The sequence below is a fragment of the Bacillus sp. EE-W1 genome, from assembly GCF_009760835.1.
In the GTDB taxonomy this organism is placed as follows: domain Bacteria; phylum Bacillota; class Bacilli; order Bacillales; family Bacillaceae_G; genus Bacillus_A; species Bacillus_A wiedmannii.
This window is the reverse complement of the sequence record NZ_WIPE01000069.1, coordinates 293,788-310,303: the sequence shown is the minus strand read 5'-3', so window position 1 is coordinate 310,303 and position 16,516 is coordinate 293,788. Positions and strand designations below refer to the sequence as shown.

Annotated in this window: 16 protein-coding genes and 2 pseudogenes; 13 read left to right on the top strand and 5 right to left on the bottom strand. The window is 34.1% G+C overall.

Annotation, left to right across the window (positions count from 1 at the left end; genetic code table 11):
* Nucleotides 1–168: pseudogene (gene betA / locus GFJ36_RS29810) on the bottom strand (collagen-like exosporium glycoprotein BetA); the annotation flags it as partial.
* A 70-nt stretch (nt 169–238) separates the two neighbouring features.
* On the opposite strand from betA, the pseudogene GFJ36_RS18220 reads away from it, so the two are divergent.
* The 6 genes and pseudogenes from GFJ36_RS18220 to GFJ36_RS29805 all read left to right on the top strand — a co-directional run.
* Nucleotides 239–448 (top strand): annotated as a pseudogene (locus GFJ36_RS18220) (hypothetical protein); the annotation flags it as partial.
* Between the two features lie 454 nt (nt 449–902).
* Nucleotides 903–2,804 (top strand): endonuclease MutS2, encoded by a 1,902-nt coding sequence (locus tag GFJ36_RS18215; protein ID WP_098082270.1) that lies wholly within the window; start codon nt 903–905, stop codon nt 2,802–2,804.
* 6 nt (nt 2,805–2,810) lie between these two features.
* Entirely contained in the window at nt 2,811–3,335 is a 525-nt protein-coding gene (locus tag GFJ36_RS18210; RefSeq protein ID WP_098082271.1) for a GNAT family N-acetyltransferase, read from the top strand.
* Between the two features lie 161 nt (nt 3,336–3,496).
* Nucleotides 3,497–4,207 carry a histidine phosphatase family protein gene (locus GFJ36_RS18205; protein ID WP_087984065.1) on the top strand — a complete coding sequence of 237 codons (711 nt, stop codon included), beginning with the start codon at nt 3,497–3,499 and terminating at the stop codon, nt 4,205–4,207.
* A 244-nt stretch (nt 4,208–4,451) separates the two neighbouring features.
* Nucleotides 4,452–5,144: a hypothetical protein gene (locus tag GFJ36_RS18200; RefSeq protein WP_087984066.1), complete on the top strand. Its 693-nt coding sequence runs from the start codon at nt 4,452–4,454 to the stop codon at nt 5,142–5,144.
* 160 nt (nt 5,145–5,304) lie between these two features.
* Nucleotides 5,305–5,562: a hypothetical protein gene (locus tag GFJ36_RS29805; protein WP_087984067.1), complete on the top strand. Its 258-nt coding sequence runs from the start codon at nt 5,305–5,307 to the stop codon at nt 5,560–5,562.
* Nucleotides 5,563–5,673: 111 nt separating this feature from the next.
* Here the strand turns inward: GFJ36_RS29805 and GFJ36_RS18190 are convergent, their stop codons facing one another.
* The gene (locus GFJ36_RS18190) at nt 5,674–6,639 is read right to left on the bottom strand and encodes a quinone oxidoreductase family protein (protein WP_098230516.1); all 966 of its coding nucleotides are present in this window, start codon (nt 6,637–6,639) and stop codon (nt 5,674–5,676) included.
* A gap of 126 nt (nt 6,640–6,765) precedes the next feature.
* Between GFJ36_RS18190 and GFJ36_RS18185 the strand changes: the two genes are divergently transcribed.
* A complete protein-coding gene (locus GFJ36_RS18185; RefSeq protein WP_098230515.1) occupies nt 6,766–7,659 on the top strand; it encodes a LysR family transcriptional regulator in 894 nt (297 codons plus the stop codon).
* Nucleotides 7,660–7,794: 135 nt separating this feature from the next.
* Here the strand turns inward: GFJ36_RS18185 and GFJ36_RS18180 are convergent, their stop codons facing one another.
* Entirely contained in the window at nt 7,795–8,331 is a 537-nt protein-coding gene (locus tag GFJ36_RS18180; RefSeq protein ID WP_098230514.1) for a GNAT family N-acetyltransferase, read from the bottom strand.
* 552 nt (nt 8,332–8,883) lie between these two features.
* On the opposite strand from GFJ36_RS18180, the gene GFJ36_RS18175 reads away from it, so the two are divergent.
* Nucleotides 8,884–9,645, top strand: a complete 762-nt coding sequence (locus GFJ36_RS18175; RefSeq protein WP_098146446.1) for a CPBP family intramembrane glutamic endopeptidase — start codon at nt 8,884–8,886, stop codon at nt 9,643–9,645.
* 215 nt (nt 9,646–9,860) lie between these two features.
* Here the strand turns inward: GFJ36_RS18175 and GFJ36_RS18170 are convergent, their stop codons facing one another.
* On the bottom strand, nt 9,861–10,349 hold the full coding sequence (locus GFJ36_RS18170; RefSeq protein WP_157349695.1) for a DinB family protein: 489 nt from the start codon (nt 10,347–10,349) through the stop codon (nt 9,861–9,863).
* A gap of 184 nt (nt 10,350–10,533) precedes the next feature.
* On the opposite strand from GFJ36_RS18170, the gene GFJ36_RS18165 reads away from it, so the two are divergent.
* Nucleotides 10,534–11,010 carry a DinB family protein gene (locus GFJ36_RS18165; protein WP_142314824.1) on the top strand — a complete coding sequence of 159 codons (477 nt, stop codon included), beginning with the start codon at nt 10,534–10,536 and terminating at the stop codon, nt 11,008–11,010.
* Nucleotides 11,011–11,228: 218 nt separating this feature from the next.
* Nucleotides 11,229–12,266, top strand: a complete 1,038-nt coding sequence (locus tag GFJ36_RS18160) for a DUF4003 domain-containing protein (protein WP_098230511.1) — start codon at nt 11,229–11,231, stop codon at nt 12,264–12,266.
* Between the two features lie 83 nt (nt 12,267–12,349).
* Here GFJ36_RS18160 and GFJ36_RS18155 read toward each other — a convergent pair whose 3' ends face one another.
* Complete coding sequence (locus tag GFJ36_RS18155) at nt 12,350–13,114, bottom strand: DUF817 domain-containing protein (RefSeq protein WP_098230510.1); 765 nt, start codon at nt 13,112–13,114, stop codon at nt 12,350–12,352.
* A 275-nt stretch (nt 13,115–13,389) separates the two neighbouring features.
* Here GFJ36_RS18155 and GFJ36_RS18150 point away from each other — a divergent pair, with 275 nt between their 5' ends.
* The 3 genes from GFJ36_RS18150 to GFJ36_RS18140 are packed head-to-tail and all read left to right on the top strand — an operon-like array spanning nt 13,390 to nt 16,371.
* A complete protein-coding gene (locus GFJ36_RS18150; protein ID WP_098230509.1) occupies nt 13,390–14,424 on the top strand; it encodes a FecCD family ABC transporter permease in 1,035 nt (344 codons plus the stop codon).
* The gene (locus GFJ36_RS18145) at nt 14,425–15,441 is read left to right on the top strand and encodes a FecCD family ABC transporter permease (RefSeq protein WP_098230508.1); all 1,017 of its coding nucleotides are present in this window, start codon (nt 14,425–14,427) and stop codon (nt 15,439–15,441) included.
* A gap of 21 nt (nt 15,442–15,462) precedes the next feature.
* Nucleotides 15,463–16,371 carry an iron-hydroxamate ABC transporter substrate-binding protein gene (locus tag GFJ36_RS18140; protein WP_098230507.1) on the top strand — a complete coding sequence of 303 codons (909 nt, stop codon included), beginning with the start codon at nt 15,463–15,465 and terminating at the stop codon, nt 16,369–16,371.
* The last annotated feature ends 145 nt before the right edge of the window (nt 16,372–16,516 follow it).

The window sequence follows — 16,516 nt, the reverse complement described above, 5'->3', positions numbered from 1 at the left end:
CCCAGTGGGACCAGTTATTCCAATTCCAGTAAAACCTGTCGCACCAGTAGGTCCTGTGATTCCAGTAGGTCCGGTCGGAAATGTAAATGGTGGAATTGGTGGTAGTGTGGGACCAATTAAATTTGGTTCAAGAGCAGGCCCATGTAAAATGATGTATTGTTCGCTCATATAGTAACCTCCTATGATTGCTTGTCATAATTATTAAATGTATTAGGGAAAGTAAATGACATTCGTATAAGCGGAGGTTGCGAGAAGTATTCAGGAATTTAATAAAACGATTGAAGATAGTAAAAGTAGTGTGGATGATATAATGATTCAGTTGCCAAATGATAATAAGGATGTATTACTACATATTCCGGTAGATTATATAGTAACGGCTGAAGAGGCAAAAAAGACACTTGAGAAAAAGGTGGATTATACGAAAGCTTTACAATCTGCAAGGGAATAGTCTGACACCTTTACTTATCACAAAACATATAGTATGATGATTTCAGTAAATTAGATTTCAATGACTATAATATAAATTAATGAGAGGTGCTTTTTTGTGAGTGCGGTAGGTACTAAATAGGAAAAATTTAATGAAATAAATCGGATAAGACCAGGGGATTTTTATGTATATCATACCCCTAATTTTGTCATGGATTTATTTCGATACCTATGAAGATACCTACAATACTTTATAAAGCGTGTAATAAGGGGAGTGCCATCCGTTTTTTATGGCTTATTTTCTCATATGTTATTACACATGCCTTGTAAATGTAAAAGCTGCGGTATCCCCGCAGCTTTTTTGTATATTTTTTGAATGTATAAAAATGGTAAATGAATCATGTAGAACTCATTGGAATCTAATGAGTAGGTATCTTCATTTATGATAAAAATCAATCATAGTGAGGAGAAACAAAATGAATACGATGACTTTTGAAAAGTTACAATATAATGAATTGAAGGATATAGTGAAATCTTATTGTGTAAGTGGGTTAGGTAAAGAATTATTAAATAAATTAGAGCCGAGTACGAGTATAAAAGTAGTGAGGAATCGTTTGAATGAAACAACAGAAGCACGAGCTATAGTAGATGCAGAGGGGCATGTTCCTTTCTTTGGCATTTCAAATATTGCTAGTACAATTCAAAAATTAGAAAAAGGGATGATTTTAGATCCTGAAGAGTTAGTAAGTGTTTCTGACTTTTTACGCGGCTGTAGAAAGATTAAAAAATTTATGTTAGATAAAGAATTTTTTGCGCCAGTATTAGCTTCTTATGCGAATTCAATGACTGAATATAAAAGTATTGAAGAGGAAATCAACTTTTCCATTAAAGGTAATAGTATTGATGTAGCTGCGAGTAAGGAATTAAAACGAATTCGCAATAACATTGATTCGGTAGACGGAAAAATAAAGGAGCGCTTAACGAAGTTTTTAAATAGTAGTGCAAATAAGAAGTATATTCAAGAGTTCTTTATTAGTAAGAAGGATGATAGGTATACGATTCCAATTAAATCTTCTTATAAAAATCAAGTTGCGGGAAGTATAGTTGAAGCGTCCGCTAAAGGTTCTACTGTATTTATAGAACCGCATACGGTTACAAAGTTAAATGCGGAACTCGCAAGTTTGAAAGCAGAAGAAGCGATGGAAGAGTATCAAATTTTAGCGACTTTATCAGGAATGGTAGTAGAAAACATTTATCATATAAAAATTAATATGGAATTGATTAGTCAATATGATATGGTATTTGCGAAAGCGAAGTTTAGTAAATCAATCGATGGAATAGAGCCGAAATTAAATGATCATGGCTATATTCATTTAGTAAATTGTAAGCATCCGCTTTTAAGTGGAAAAGTAGTACCGTTACACTTTGAAATCGGTCAAAGTTACCGTAGTTTAATTATTACAGGACCGAATGCGGGCGGGAAGACAATTGTATTAAAAACAATTGGACTACTAACATTAGCGACAATGTCAGGTCTGCACATCGCTGGAGATAAAGAAACAGAAATTGCTATTTTCGAAAATGTATTTGTAGATATTGGTGATAATCAAAGTATCGAAAATGCACTAAGTACATTTTCATCTCATATGAAAAATCTATCTGAAATTATGAGGATGTCAAATAATAATACGCTACTATTATTTGATGAGATAGGAAGCGGGACTGAACCGAATGAAGGGGCAGCACTTGCAATTTCTATTTTAGAGGAGTTTTATCTTGCGGGATGTATTACAGTTGCGAGTACTCATTATGGTGAAATTAAACGATTCTCAGAAATGCATGATGATTTTATGAATGCAGCGATGCAATTTAATAGTGAGACACTAGAACCACTTTATAAATTAGTAATCGGAAAATCAGGTGAAAGTAATGCACTTTGGATTGCAAATAAAATGAACGTAAGAGAACATGTATTGAAAAGAGCGAAAGAGTACATGGAAAATAAAGAATATCGTTTTGAAAAACTGAATGAAAGCAAAATTAGAAAACCGAAATTTGTGCAAGAAAAAAGAGAAAATCATTACGAGTACAAAATCGGCGATCGTGTAAATGTATTAGATTATGATGATTTTGGTATCATCTATAAGGAAATAGATAATTTCTATAACGTCGTTGTATATTATAACGGTGAATTCGTTGAAGTGAATGTAAAACGTATTACGTTAGAGGTAGCAGCAAAAGAATTATACCCAGAGGGATACGATTTAAATACACTATTTGTCGATTATAAAGAAAGAAAAATGCAACATGATATTGAGCGTGGATCGAAAAAAGCGCTTCGTAAAATCCAAAAAGAAATAAGAAAGAATAGAGAATAAGTTAAAATGGTAACGATTAGACAAGAACAACAAAGTGATTATAAAAAAACAGAAGAAGTTGTACAACAAGCATTTTTAAAAGAAGAATTTAGTGATAAAACAGAACATGAACTTGTGAGTCGTATTAGAAAATGTGACGCGTTTATTCCTGAATTATCAATCGTTGCGGTAAATGAAGAAATTGTTGGGCACATTCTGTTATCAAAAATAAAGATAAAACAAGGTGCAACTTCTGTAGAATCATTAGCACTTGCACCGGTTTCAGTTGCTAGGGGCTATCAGAAAAAAGGAATTGGTGGAAAACTTATTGGAGCTGCGTTAGAAAAAGCGAAAGAACTTGGATACGGGTCAGTTGTAGTATTAGGACACCCAGAATACTATCCAAAATTTGGCTTTAAGAAAGCAAGTGAGGGGAATATAAAAGAACCATTTGAAGTGCCAGATGAAGTATTTATGGTGATGGAGTTAAGTGAGAACGCTCTGCAAGGTGTAGAAGGAATTGTACAGTATTCGAGTGCTTTTGCTGAGTAGGAATATCAGTTAAGAAATGTAATTATAAAAGATGCTATCTTTTTGTAGAGATATACAGAAAGATAGCTTTTTTTTATTTAGCAAATTCACTTACGTATATTTTGCTAAATGAATAATTAAGATGGTAAAATTGATATAGAAATGTAAAGGGAGAGAAAAGAATGAAGAATCGAGAAACAGATAGCGATGAGAATGTAGTTACGTTATATGTTACGAGACACGGTAAAACAATATTAAATACGAATCATCGCGCGCAAGGTTGGGCAGACTCCCCGTTAGTAGAAAAAGGTGTGGAAGTTGCCTCTAATTTAGGAACAGGGTTAAAAGATGTTTCTTTTGCGAATGCGTATAGTAGTGATAGCGGCCGAGCGATTGAAACTGCTAATTTAGTATTAAAATATAGTGAGCAATCAAAGTTAAAACTTGAGAAAAGAAAAAAATTACGAGAATTAAATTTTGGTATTTTTGAAGGTGAAAAACTTGAAAATATGTGGGATGTAGTTGGAAAAGCTGCAGGTGTTGCATCACCAGAAGAACTTATGAAGTTTTCTATTCAAGAAGTGATTAATCTTATTAGAGCAGCAGACCCTACGAAACAGGCGGAAGATTGGGAATTATTTTCTACTCGTATAAAAGAAGAGATTGATAAAATTAGTGAAGAATCTGCTGCAAATGGTGGCGGTAACGTTTTAGTTGTCGTTCATGGGCTTTTGATTACTGCATTAATTGAAATGCTAGACAGTAGCAAAACAAGACTTGGAGTGGAAAATGCTAGTGTGACGAAGATTGTATATCAAGACGGAACATACACAGTCGAGTCTGTTGGAGATATGAGTTATGTTGCAAAAGGGAAAGAAAGTGTAGAGATATAAAGGTAAGAAAAGGAAGATAGAGAAATCTAGCTTCCTTTTTATTTTTCAGTATATTATTCATTAATTTCAAACGGAATATTCTGTTAAATATGAACTATGAAAATTATTGTAATGGTATAATTAGAGAGTAGGAACAACAAATTAGTTTGCAGTGTATTGGAGGGACATTAGTCCAGCCTTACATTTCATCTCGGAATCTAAAGTAAGTATACGAGAAATAAAACAAAGTAAGGAATGTGTGAATATGGATCGAATATATTTTGCGGACAACCCGTGGCCTAATGGTCATCGAATTGTTAATTTTAAGTGGAGTGCACATTTTAAATATGCAGAGGAAGAAGAGTTAAATGGTATGGCTGGTTTGTATTTTGATTTGCATTTAGAGACCGCGGATTATGATGAGGAAGATTTGGATGAAGAAGATGAAGAGGATGAGGAAGAAGATGATTGGCACGCTAAGATTGTATGGAACAACTTCCATAGATGCACTTTATCATCAGAAGAATGGGATTTTAAAGGGTTTCGTGTAGGAAGTGATGAGGCGCCTTTTAATTTGGATACGCTAAATGGGAAAAGATTTGCAATTGATTGTTTATCGGAAGATGAGCAGCAGGACTTAGATTTAGAGTTAACTGCATTTGACGTTTATTTACTTGGTCATGATGCGTCAGCCTTTCATAATATTAAGTTTACTAGATTAGAAGGGCAGACATATCAAATTGAATGGAAAGGGAAATTGGCACTAGCGTATATTGGTGATTATGAATTTAAATACGATTTTCATACACTAATTACCTCAACATCATTTAGTGGAATTAATATTCCTAATGAAATATCTGATCATGAGGCGTATGTTTTGCTAAAAAGATTTGTTAGTAATCCAGTATTGTTTGAATTGCAACATGATAAAGGGGATAGACGATTTGTATTGAAATAAAAATATATAATTGCATTTATGAAATATATGAGTAAAAGGCTACCGTATTCGACATAGTTAATAACTTCGGTGTCGGAAAATTTAAAGAAGGTACATAGTATGTGATGTATGTTCAGTTATAAGAAGAAAAGAATATTAACAATTATATGGAGAAGTGATTATGTTGATTAAATTCGTTCATTTGTTATTTGGAAAACCGTGTGAAAAAGGTGATTCTTTCCAAACTAAGTTTCCACGTTTTATTTATTGGAGTGCAGTTGTATTTTATTTTTTTGGAATGCTATTATTTGGGATTCTTTCTTTTATTGATACTGTATTTATTGGATCGTTGATATCAGGAGGTTTGTTCTTTCCTTTAATATTTAGATTCGTTTATTACATAAACTTAAAAATGAGGGGCCTAGAAAGAGAAGCGTAGACAGAAAAAATATAAATAACAGGGTTATTGAAAAGAAGCGAAATTGAACATAAATAACGTTAAAAAGGAAGCAAAGAAATACATTCTAGCTTCCTTTTGTTATTGGAACGATTATGGGATTAATAAAATCTTCCCAGTACTTTTTCTGCTCTCTAATAATTCATGAGCACGGGCACCATCTTGTAAAGAGAATGTAGTAGAACTTGTGATCTTTAATTTTTCAGTCGCAATCCATTCGAATAATTGAGAGGAGCGTTCTTTTCTCTCTTCATAAGATGTAAGCACGTTCCAAAGATCTCCACCAGTTAAAGTTTTCGAAGTATCCATAAGCATACGCGGATCAACAGGCGCAGGATTACCGCCGGCCATCCCGTAAAATACGACAGTGCCACCAGTTTTAGTAGCGCTAAAACTTTCTTCTAATGTAGAACCTACTGATTCATATACAACATTTACTCCATCACCGTTTGTTGTTTCAAGTACTTTCGCAGGCCATGCTTTAGTATATAAAAATACGTGATCAGCACCAGCTAATCTAGCTATCTGTGCTTTTCCTTTTGATGACGTGAGGCCGATTACTTTTCCGCCTAGTAGTTTAATTATTTGAATAAGAAGTTGCCCAACACCACCAGCTGCGGCATGTACTAAAGCTATATCACCTTGTTTTATTTGATAGCTATCTTTCGTTAAATAATGTGCTGTTAATCCTTGTAATAAGACAGAAGCGGCTGTTTCAAAAGTGATAGCATCTGGAAGCTTAATTGCTTTCTCAGATGGAACAGCAACTAGCTCTGCATTTGCAAATGGAACGTCAGCAAATGCGATACGGTCTCCAGGATTAATATTCGTAACGTCAGCTCCTACTTTTTCAACAATGCCAGCCCCTTCATAACCTAATACATATGGGGGGTTACCAGCGAGATGATAATCACCGCGGCGTCTATAAATATCAGCGAAATTTAAACCGATTGCTTTCGTACGGATAAGAATTTCATTTGGGTTTATGATTGGATCATGTATTTCTTTATATTGTAGTACATCTGGACTTCCAAATTGTTCGAAACAAAGTGCCTTCATATGGAATACCTCCATTTTTATTGTTGTTTGTCGATGCTCTTTATCATACAATACAAATATCAATAGACAAAGAGGATTATTTCGATGAAATCAATCGGAAATATCGATTGAAAAGAGGGACGATAAATGGAGATAAAACAATTAATTACATTTAAAGTAGCGGCGGATACTTTGAATTTTACACAAACTGCGAAGAAATTAAACTTTGCTCAGTCGAGCGTAACGGCGCAAATTAAAACGTTAGAAGCTGAGCTAGGTACGCCGTTATTTGAAAGATTAGGAAAACGTCTTTTTTTAACTGAAGCAGGCAGAAAGTTTCAATTATATGCCGACAAGATGATTGCACTTAGTAATGAAGCGAAAATGGCTGTAAAAGATGATAAGGAAATAGCAGGTACGTTAATAATCGGTGCGCAAGAGAGTCAATGTACATATAGGCTGCCATCTATATTAAAGAGGTTTAAAGCGCAATTTCCTCAAATAAAGCTTATATTTAAACCAGCACATTCCAATAAAGATGCGAAGGAACAATTGATGGAGGGAAAAGTCGATCTTGCCTTTATTTTGGACGAATGTAAAACAGAAGATGCTTTACATGTGGAGCCGCTTATGAAAGAAGAATTAAAAGTAGTAGCTGCTTCAGGGCATCATTTACTCGAGCAAACTTCCGTTTCTATAAAAGATTTAGAGAGGGAAACACTTTTGTTAACAGAACTTGGTTGCTCGTACCGAACTTTATTTGAAGAGCTATTTCGTACAGAAGATGTGTATCCAGCAAATAAAATTGAGTTCGTTAGTGTCGAGGCAATTAAACAATGTGTTATTGCAGATTTAGGAATAGCAGTTTTACCAGCAATAGTAGTAGAAAAAGATATACGAGAAGGGACGATAAAAGAGTTACATGTAGAAAATGCAATCTCACCGATTTATACACAAATTGCTTGGCATAAAGATAAGTGGATGACAGCTCCGTTACAACAATTTATTGATGTGACGAGGGAGTTTTTTACGACGGATTGAGTGGAGAAATTGGTATTAATATTAGTATAAAAGTGTTCGGAGTGTTATTTGATTTTGATATAAAAGTGAAAGAGCCTTACTACATTATATTGTGGTAAGGTTCTTTCAAGTTGTTAATAGTTTAAGAACAGTTATTTACAATGACATATCTTTATAATCACTTTCAAGTATCGCCATAATAATTTCATCAGAGAATGTATCGTTATAAAATAAAGATTGACGTAAGGTGCCTTCTTTTAAAAAAACAACCTTTTCATAAGCTTTAATTCCGCGTAAATTATGGCTAAATACTTCTAACTGTAACCGATTTAATGATAGTTGTTCAAAAACAAATTTTAAAACAATTGTAATAGCTTCAGTTCCATAGCCGTGTCCTGTTAATGCTATGGAAAGCATTGATATTCTGAATCCTGCTCTTTTGTTCTCCTCATCGATATCTAAAACCGACAACTCTCCAATCATTTCGTCAGTGCTTTTTAAACAAATAGCGAAATCATAGCGACTTGAATCATTATTTATATGATCTATATGTGCTTTAATTTGCTCCAATGAAAAAGTAGACTTGGTTCCAGTCATATACCTTATTTCATCATCCGTTGTACTTTCTAATATAATAGGCGCATCTAGCTGACAAAGAGGTCTTAAATAAATCCTTTTACTCTCTAATCTCATTATTATTTTCTCCTTAAGATTGGTGATAGAGTATCTAAATATTTTTGATAAGAGTTGTATTGTTTGAAAAGTATGAGTCTTACTTTAATGTTACGTGAATTTTATAATGATATGGTATACCTAAAACAAATGATAAAAGTTTTATACACAACAAAATATATCATTAAACTTTTTGTTATTATCATTATTATTGTTTTTCATTCCACTTTTAAATGAACATGAGTTTTTTCTAGATAGTTTAAGTAGAAAATAAGTATGTACCACTAATCTGCATCGTGGTTCAACAAGAACTAAATAATTTTATCGATACTTTAAAAGAGCGTGTTTTGATCATTTTTCAAAATAAGCCCTTTCTTTTTGTTTATTCCCGATTAACGGATAGTAAGACACCATATTCGAGTCGCGAATGAAGCAAAGTAGGTAGGGGAAGTTTGTCCACTCATAAAAGCTGGATGGAGTGTGGATGTTCCTTTAGGTTTTTGGGGTAATTTAACATAATATATTTTCTTTCATCCAAATTTATGCTGTAATTAAAATAAAGGAGGCAAGTAAATGGGAAAAGAAATTAAACGATACGTAATGTGCACTTTAATATTTACATGGATACTATGGGGGCTACTAATTAACTTAATAAAATTTAACATTACGACATTTGGTACACCGCTAGCGATGATAGTATTTGTTTTTGGGGGAATCATGCCGGCAATCGTTGCAATTAGCTTAAAGAAAAAATATGGATCAAAAGAAGAGTTCAGAGTGTTTATAAAAAATATTGTTAATCCTAAGTATCATTTTTTATGGTATATTCTAATCGTTGTTTTGGCTTTTATTAGTTGTTATCTGCCAATAATATTTGGTGGAGCAACGATGCAAAAACCATTATACGTGGCATTGCTTAGTTTTCCAATAATGATCGTTGGTGGTGGTCTTGAAGAAATCGGATGGAGAGGATTCTTACAGCCTGCCCTTCAGAAAAGGTTTTCGGCATTTTTTAGTACGATTATTGTGAGCTTTATATGGGCTATTTGGCACTGGCCGTTATGGTTTATTCCGGGCACGAATCAAACTCAAAGAGATTTTATAGCTTTTATAATTACGACAATTGCCATATCGTTCTTATTAACTACAATTTATAACGCAACTAAAAGTATTTTTATGTGTCTAATTTTCCATGCGCTTCTTAATTCTTTTTGGAGTGTGTACGTGCCAAATGATAAAGTGTTACCAGTATTTTCAACTTTTATTTTCGGAATTTTCGTGTTTATTGTGTATAAAGTCGTAATAAAAAGAAAGAATCTCTTATTGATTAGGTAACTGAAATAATAAAAGGAAACATATTAATATATTTTATTATGGATATGAAACTAATTAATAAGAACACGACACAAACATAATTAAAAAATAATACAGGTTTGTGCCGCAAAAAAATTGTAAAACTATAAACAACGTCAAAAAGAATCAAGAGCCTTTCCGTATACATAAACAACGTTAACGACGGTTCTAGTAGTTCATTTGTTAGAACAATCGAATTAACTAAGGTCCGTATCAGGAGGATTGTACCCAAGGTGACGAGCCATTGATACAATTTGTCCTTTATGATGAAATTCATGTGTCTCTGTATGAGTTAAAAGCCATAGCGGTGTTGTGCTCCAAGGTTCTTTTTGCCATTTTACTTCATTTGCTATATTTTCGAGCCAGCGGTCATTGTATTCATCTAAAAAACGTTGTACAGTCTCATCTACTAACTTAAATCTAGCACGGACTTTCTCTACATCTGCATGCTCAATTTCATAATCACTAGCAAATGAAAAATCTGCTCGCTTTTGCTTAAATGCAAATGATCCAAGCCAGTATCGATAGCAATCGGCTACATGAATATGCGTCTTTATAATGCTACCGCTCCCGAAATTTGGAACAGTGTTATGTAATTTTTCTAGTGGGATTTCTTCCAAAAACGAAAATAGGGTTTCTCTTGTAGAGCTAATAAGATTATATTGTTGTTTTAAAATATGTAACATGAAATTAACACTCCTCTTTTATTTACTAAACTATTTGTGTAGTAAATAATTCTATATGTACGAGAGGTGAACCTTTTTATTATTTTTGCTAAGCATATTAGATGTATTTCTTCATTGTTTCTGATAGATTAAACAAGGTGAAACTTTAATAAATTGAACATTTTTAGTTCATAATAAATGGTACATGAAGAGGGAGAACGATCAAATGAATAGATTAGTTGGTTTAAAACAATTTGAAATAACGCGCGGGGCATTACTTAAATTTATGGAAACGTTAGATGATAAAACTGTGGATACGCAGCCAGAAGGTTTTAACAATACAATTCGCTGGCATATCGGCCATGTGTTAACGGCAGCAGAAGTTTTCATGTTTGGAAAAGAATTTAAACAATTACCAACTGAATATCCAGGCATGTTTGGATATGGATCAAGACCATCTAAATGGAAAACAGAAGGACCATCGTTAGAAGTGTTAACGGCTCAATTAAAAGAACAAGCGAAACGTATTAACGAAATTCCAGCAGAAGCATTTGAAAATAAACTGCCAGAGTCATTTTTAGGATTGGAAACAGTAGGGGAGCTTTACGGTATGATGCTTTATCATGAAGCTGATCATATTGGGCAAATGAAGGCGATGGAGCGTATTATTAAGGCTCTTTAGTTGTAATTGCATGTAAAAAACGAAATTACACCTGTATTGTGAAATAATATAACGACAAAAAGGATAGATAATTTATTATCTATCCTTTTTGTCGTTGAGCTTAAAGGGGTGTAAGCGCTTGTAATCTTGATGCTGATAAAGTAGATATAGTTATTATATTTGTTTTACATAATAGAAAAATATTGAAAGAAATACAGAAATAAGGTTGCAAAACCTGTATGAAATATAAGTATAATAATAGAGAAGAACTAGAAATAGGGGTGAATACTATGATTACATTAGAACAAAAGTTGGAGCAATACACACATACATATGGACAGTTAAAGGGAGAGCTAAAATGGAAAACGAGTGATTCTCGAACAGGTATGATGATTGCTGCTATGTATACAGGTAGTGATAAATTGTTTGATCTTGGAGGTTTTTTAGAAATTAGTAGTTATATTAAGAATCAGGTGGGGATGTTTTCATACTTAAAGTCTTATCATCGCTTTGTGGTAGCCGCAACTTTAGATATTCACTTTACAGATTATAAGAAAGCTTTTCGGAAGTTTTTAGATTTATATGAACAATTAGTCGCTGGTGGTTTTAGCCGGAGTATATTTACTTATCTCGCAGCAGCTGTGCTTTTAACAGAAGAAAATGAACAGCATGGCACGCACATTCAGCGTTCGATGCAAGTATATAAACGGATGAAAGAGGATCATCTTTTTCTTACAGGTACAAATGATTATCCGCTCGCGGTTTTACTAGCAGGACAATTAGAGAATGTAGAAACACTTATGGACCGAGTGGAACGTCTGTATCAGAAACTAGCGAAAGCTGGTTTGCGTAAAGGGAATGATCTTCAGTTTTTAAGTCACATTCTTTCACTAAAGAAGGATGTCCGTGAAGAAATGTTAGTTGCAACATGTACAAACATATGGAATTCGTTAAAAAAAGAAAAGGTAAAAGTGAAACAGATGCATTATCCAGCAGTTGGGCTACTAGCGTTACTTGAGGATGGAGAAAAAGAGATTCATTCTATTAAAGCATTGATTGAAAAGTTGCAGGGGGAGAAATTATTCCGTTGGCATACAGATGCGAATATTCTTATTGCTATTCAATTGTTCGTAAGTCAGAAAGGTGAGGAAAGTAAAGCTACCAACACAGGTTTACAAACTATGATAGAAGTCCTCATACAAGCACAACAAGCAGCTATGATGGCAACGATTGCCGCTTCATCTGCAGCGACATCTTCTGCTAGTAGTAGCTCATAATGTGTAACTCCTTTAATAAGGAAGGTAAAAAAGCCCATCACTTTTTAATGAGTGATGGGCTACCTGTTTTTACATAATCAGCGTTATCTTTTCAACGCCTTCAAATGTTTAAGTTGTGTAACAATCATAATGCTAATAACAACGAGTAAAAACCAGGAGCTAATTTTGCTTAAGTGAACGAGATTCCACGCTTCCCGCTGATTTGGATATTGCCATGCTCCGAAAAATGTTGCGATGTTCTCTGCAATCCAAATAAAGAAACCAATAAGGAAAAAGGAGAGAACGAGTGGCATTTTATATGTAACGCCTCGTAATGAAAATTCCACAAATGTCCGAAAGAAAACGATGAATAATAGTAAAGTTAATACCCATCTAAAGTCATATAGAAAATGATGTGTGAAAAAATTAAAGTAAATCATTGCTCCTAAAGGTATTGCAAAAATAGCCCTTGGCCAATGATGCATTTGTAAATGCAATCTTCTCCACGCTTGGCATATGTAACTGGCAACACTTGCATACATAAAACCACTGTAAAGCGGAACTCCAAAAACTTTTGAATATGCTTCTTCCGGATAACTCCATGAACCGAAATGTACTTTATATATTTCTAGTAGAAGGCCGATGAGATGGAAGACAGTAATTACTTTTAATTCGTCTTTTGTTTCAAGTCCAGTTTTGTACATAATCCACTGCATAAGAAGACATACGATGAGTATGAAATCGTAGCGGTATAATCCTGGGATAGAAATGATTTTTGATAGGGCTAGTGTTAAAAAAATAACGACTGGGAATAAGCAAGATAACGCTTGCTCGTAAGTGAAGTATAGTAGTTGTTTTATATAGAACATTGTGTCACCTTCGATATTTTTGTTAGAAAACTCAAAATAATGATTAAGTATACTACAATTTTAAAAATAATCCAGTAGTCTATTTTGCATGTATTTGTAAGTTTTGGATAGAAATCGTAATAAGTATTTTAATATTTAACAAAGTAAAAAAATAGTTTGCTATTTAAAAAAAGTGGGGATATAATATCTAAATGAAAATGATAATTATTATCAATAATAATTATAAATTAAAAGTAATTATAAAAAACAACTGAATATAAAGGATGAAATGAAACATGTTACATAAGTCTGCTGTACATGCCGGCAATAATCGCTGGATACATATTAAGTTCATATGTTTCATGAGCTTAACAATTTTATGTTTAATCGGATCTATATTTTTAGCTATTGCATTCGGTGCAAAAGATATCCATTTGCAAACTGTATGGGCAGCGGTTTTTGATTATAATCCGAAAGTAACGCAGCACCAAATTATTTATGAATTAAGGCTCCCGAGGGTAATTGGCGCAGTAGTGGTAGGAGCAGCTTTTGCAGTCGCAGGGGCAGTTATGCAAGGAGTAATGCGAAACCCTTTAGCTGATGCAGGTGTGCTTGGGATAAATGCAGGTGCGATGTTTGTAGTTGCACTTAGTTTTGCCTTTTTCCCGCATATGCCATATTCCTATTTAATGATTGTTTCCTTTATTGGAGCGGTTTTAAGTACAGTACTCATTTTTATTATTGGATCAGCAACATCAGGCGGATTAACACCGATGAGGTTAACGATTGCAGGGGCAGTTATGGCCGCGCTTTTGCATTCGTTAAGTTCAGGTGTCGCGATTTATTATGACTTAAGTCAAGATTTAGCTTTTTGGTACGCTGGTGGTGTTGCAGGGGTTAAGTGGGAACACTTGGAATTTTTAGTTCCTATTATTCTCATAACCATTCTTTTTGCGACAGTGATAGGGCGGTCTATTTCACTCATATCAATGGGGGATGACGTCGCTACGAATTTAGGAGTAAAAACGAACCGAACGAGAATACTAGGGATGATTATAGTAGTCATTCTTGCAGGTGTATCTGTTTCAGCTGTTGGTTCTATCGGATTTGTAGGACTTGTTATTCCGCATATTGCTAGAAAATTAGTTGGTGTGAATTATCGACTCATTATTCCTATGTCAGCGTTATTAGGGGCTATGTTATTAGTTTTAGCTGACTTAGGGGCAAGAACAGTAAATCCTCCTAAAGAACTTGCGATAGGAATTATGGTAGCTCTTGTTGGAGTTCCGTTCTTCCTCTATATAGCACGTAAAGTTGGGAGGGAGCTATAAGTGAAGGATCTTTTGAACACAGATAAAAAGAGAGCTATTACTGTAACTACAATTTTTGGTTGTATTAGTATCGCTGTCATTTTAATTAGTTTAAATACAGGGACACTAAGCATAGCACCGCTTAAAGTAATTCAAACACTTTTCGGTTATGGTGATTTTGAGAGTGCAACAGTGCTATACGATTATCGTATGCCAAGAATTATAATCACAATATTAGCTGGTATTGGGCTTGGGATTTCCGGTGCGATTTTACAAGGATTATCACGTAATGCACTTGCAGACCCTGGTATCTTAGGATTACATTCAGGTGCATCTTTCGGGCTAATTATATTCGTTACTTTCTTTCATTCGATTAATGAGAATGCATCGATTTTAATACCGTTATTTACATTTGGTGGGGGAGTAATAGCTGCATTTTTAATTATTATACTTGCGAGTGATCGATCACAAGGCTTACTTCCTATTAGACTTATTCTCGTTGGTATTGCTGTTTCAGCTGGCTTTAGTGCGATTTCGTTATTTTTCTCCCTCAAGTTAAATGATGAGACATATACATTCGCTTCTAGATGGTTAGTTGGTAACGTGTGGGGAAGGGATTGGATTCATGTCCTAGCATTATTACCTTGGATTTTCATACTAACCCCGTATGCATGGCTAAAATCTAAAACGTTAAATGCATTGTCACTAGGTGATAGTGTGGCAGCAGGACTTGGTGTTTCTGTTCAAAAAGAACGGTTACTTCTTTTAGCTACAGCGGTTGGATTATCTTGCGCGAGTGTATCGATGGCAGGGGGAATTGGGTTTATCGGTTTAGTTGCTCCGCATATTGCAAGAAAGTTAGTAGGTAGTACCTATCAACATTTCCTTCCACTAGCTGGCATTATCGGAATGATTATTTTAGTACTAGCAGATACGATAGGTCGTTCTATATTCGAGCCAAATTCTATTCCAGCTGGTGTAGTAGTGGCAGCTTTAGGAGCACCGTATTTTCTTTATTTACTTACAAAAACAAAATAAATACTTCAAAGAGGAGAACATATGAAAAAGAAACTTACTATTTTATTTAGCATGATGTGTATTTTAGTATTAGCAGCATGTGGTCAAACGAAATCTAATGAAGAGGCAACGAAAAAAACTGAAAAAAGTAATAATCCGAAAATCGCTTCTATGTCCATTCACTTAACGAATAATTTACTGGCATTAGGAATTACACCTGTAGGCTCTGTTATTGGTGGAGATTTAAAAGATTTCTTACCACATGCAAAAGAGCAGTTGAAAGATACGAAGAAACTTGGTGTTGTAACGGATCCGAATATGGAAGCATTACTTCAATTGAAGCCAACTGACATTTATGTGGATGAAAAATACGCGGGAAAAGATTTAGCGAAATACGAAAAAATTGCAAAAACACATTCTTTCAATTTAGATGAAGGTACGTGGAGAGATCAGTTAAAACAAGTTGGTAAACTTGTAAACCGTGAGAAAGAAGCGGATACATATATTCAAGATTACGAAGAGCAATCAAAACGAGTAAAAAGTTTAATAGATAAAGAATTAGGTAATAACGAAAAAGTAATGGCAATTCGTGTTACTGCAAAAGAATTACGTGTATTTAGTACGAAAAGACCGATGGGACCAATTTTATTCCAAGACTTAGGATTACAACCTGCAAACGGTGTAGAGAAAATTGATGGAAACCGTCCTTTCGAAATTATTTCACAAGAAGTATTACCTGACTTTGATGCAGATGCTATTTTCGTTGTTGTAAATAGAGATGATAAGGCAAAAGCTGCATTTAAACAACTTCAAGAAACACCAATTTGGAAAGACTTAAAAGCTGTTAAAGATAAGCACATATACATTATTAATGACCAACCATGGCTTGACTATTCTGCTTTAGGTAACAAAATGGCAATGGATGAAGCGGAGAAAATGTTTACGAAATAATATCGATTCGTCGTTAGGAAGATCCTCTAAATTTTGAGGGTCTTTTTTTATTGTTAGAATAAATGAAAAATTATACAATGAATGTAATTTAATGTAGAGGAGATGTGCCAATGTCAGCGCTTATTGTAAGTATCCCGTGTATAAA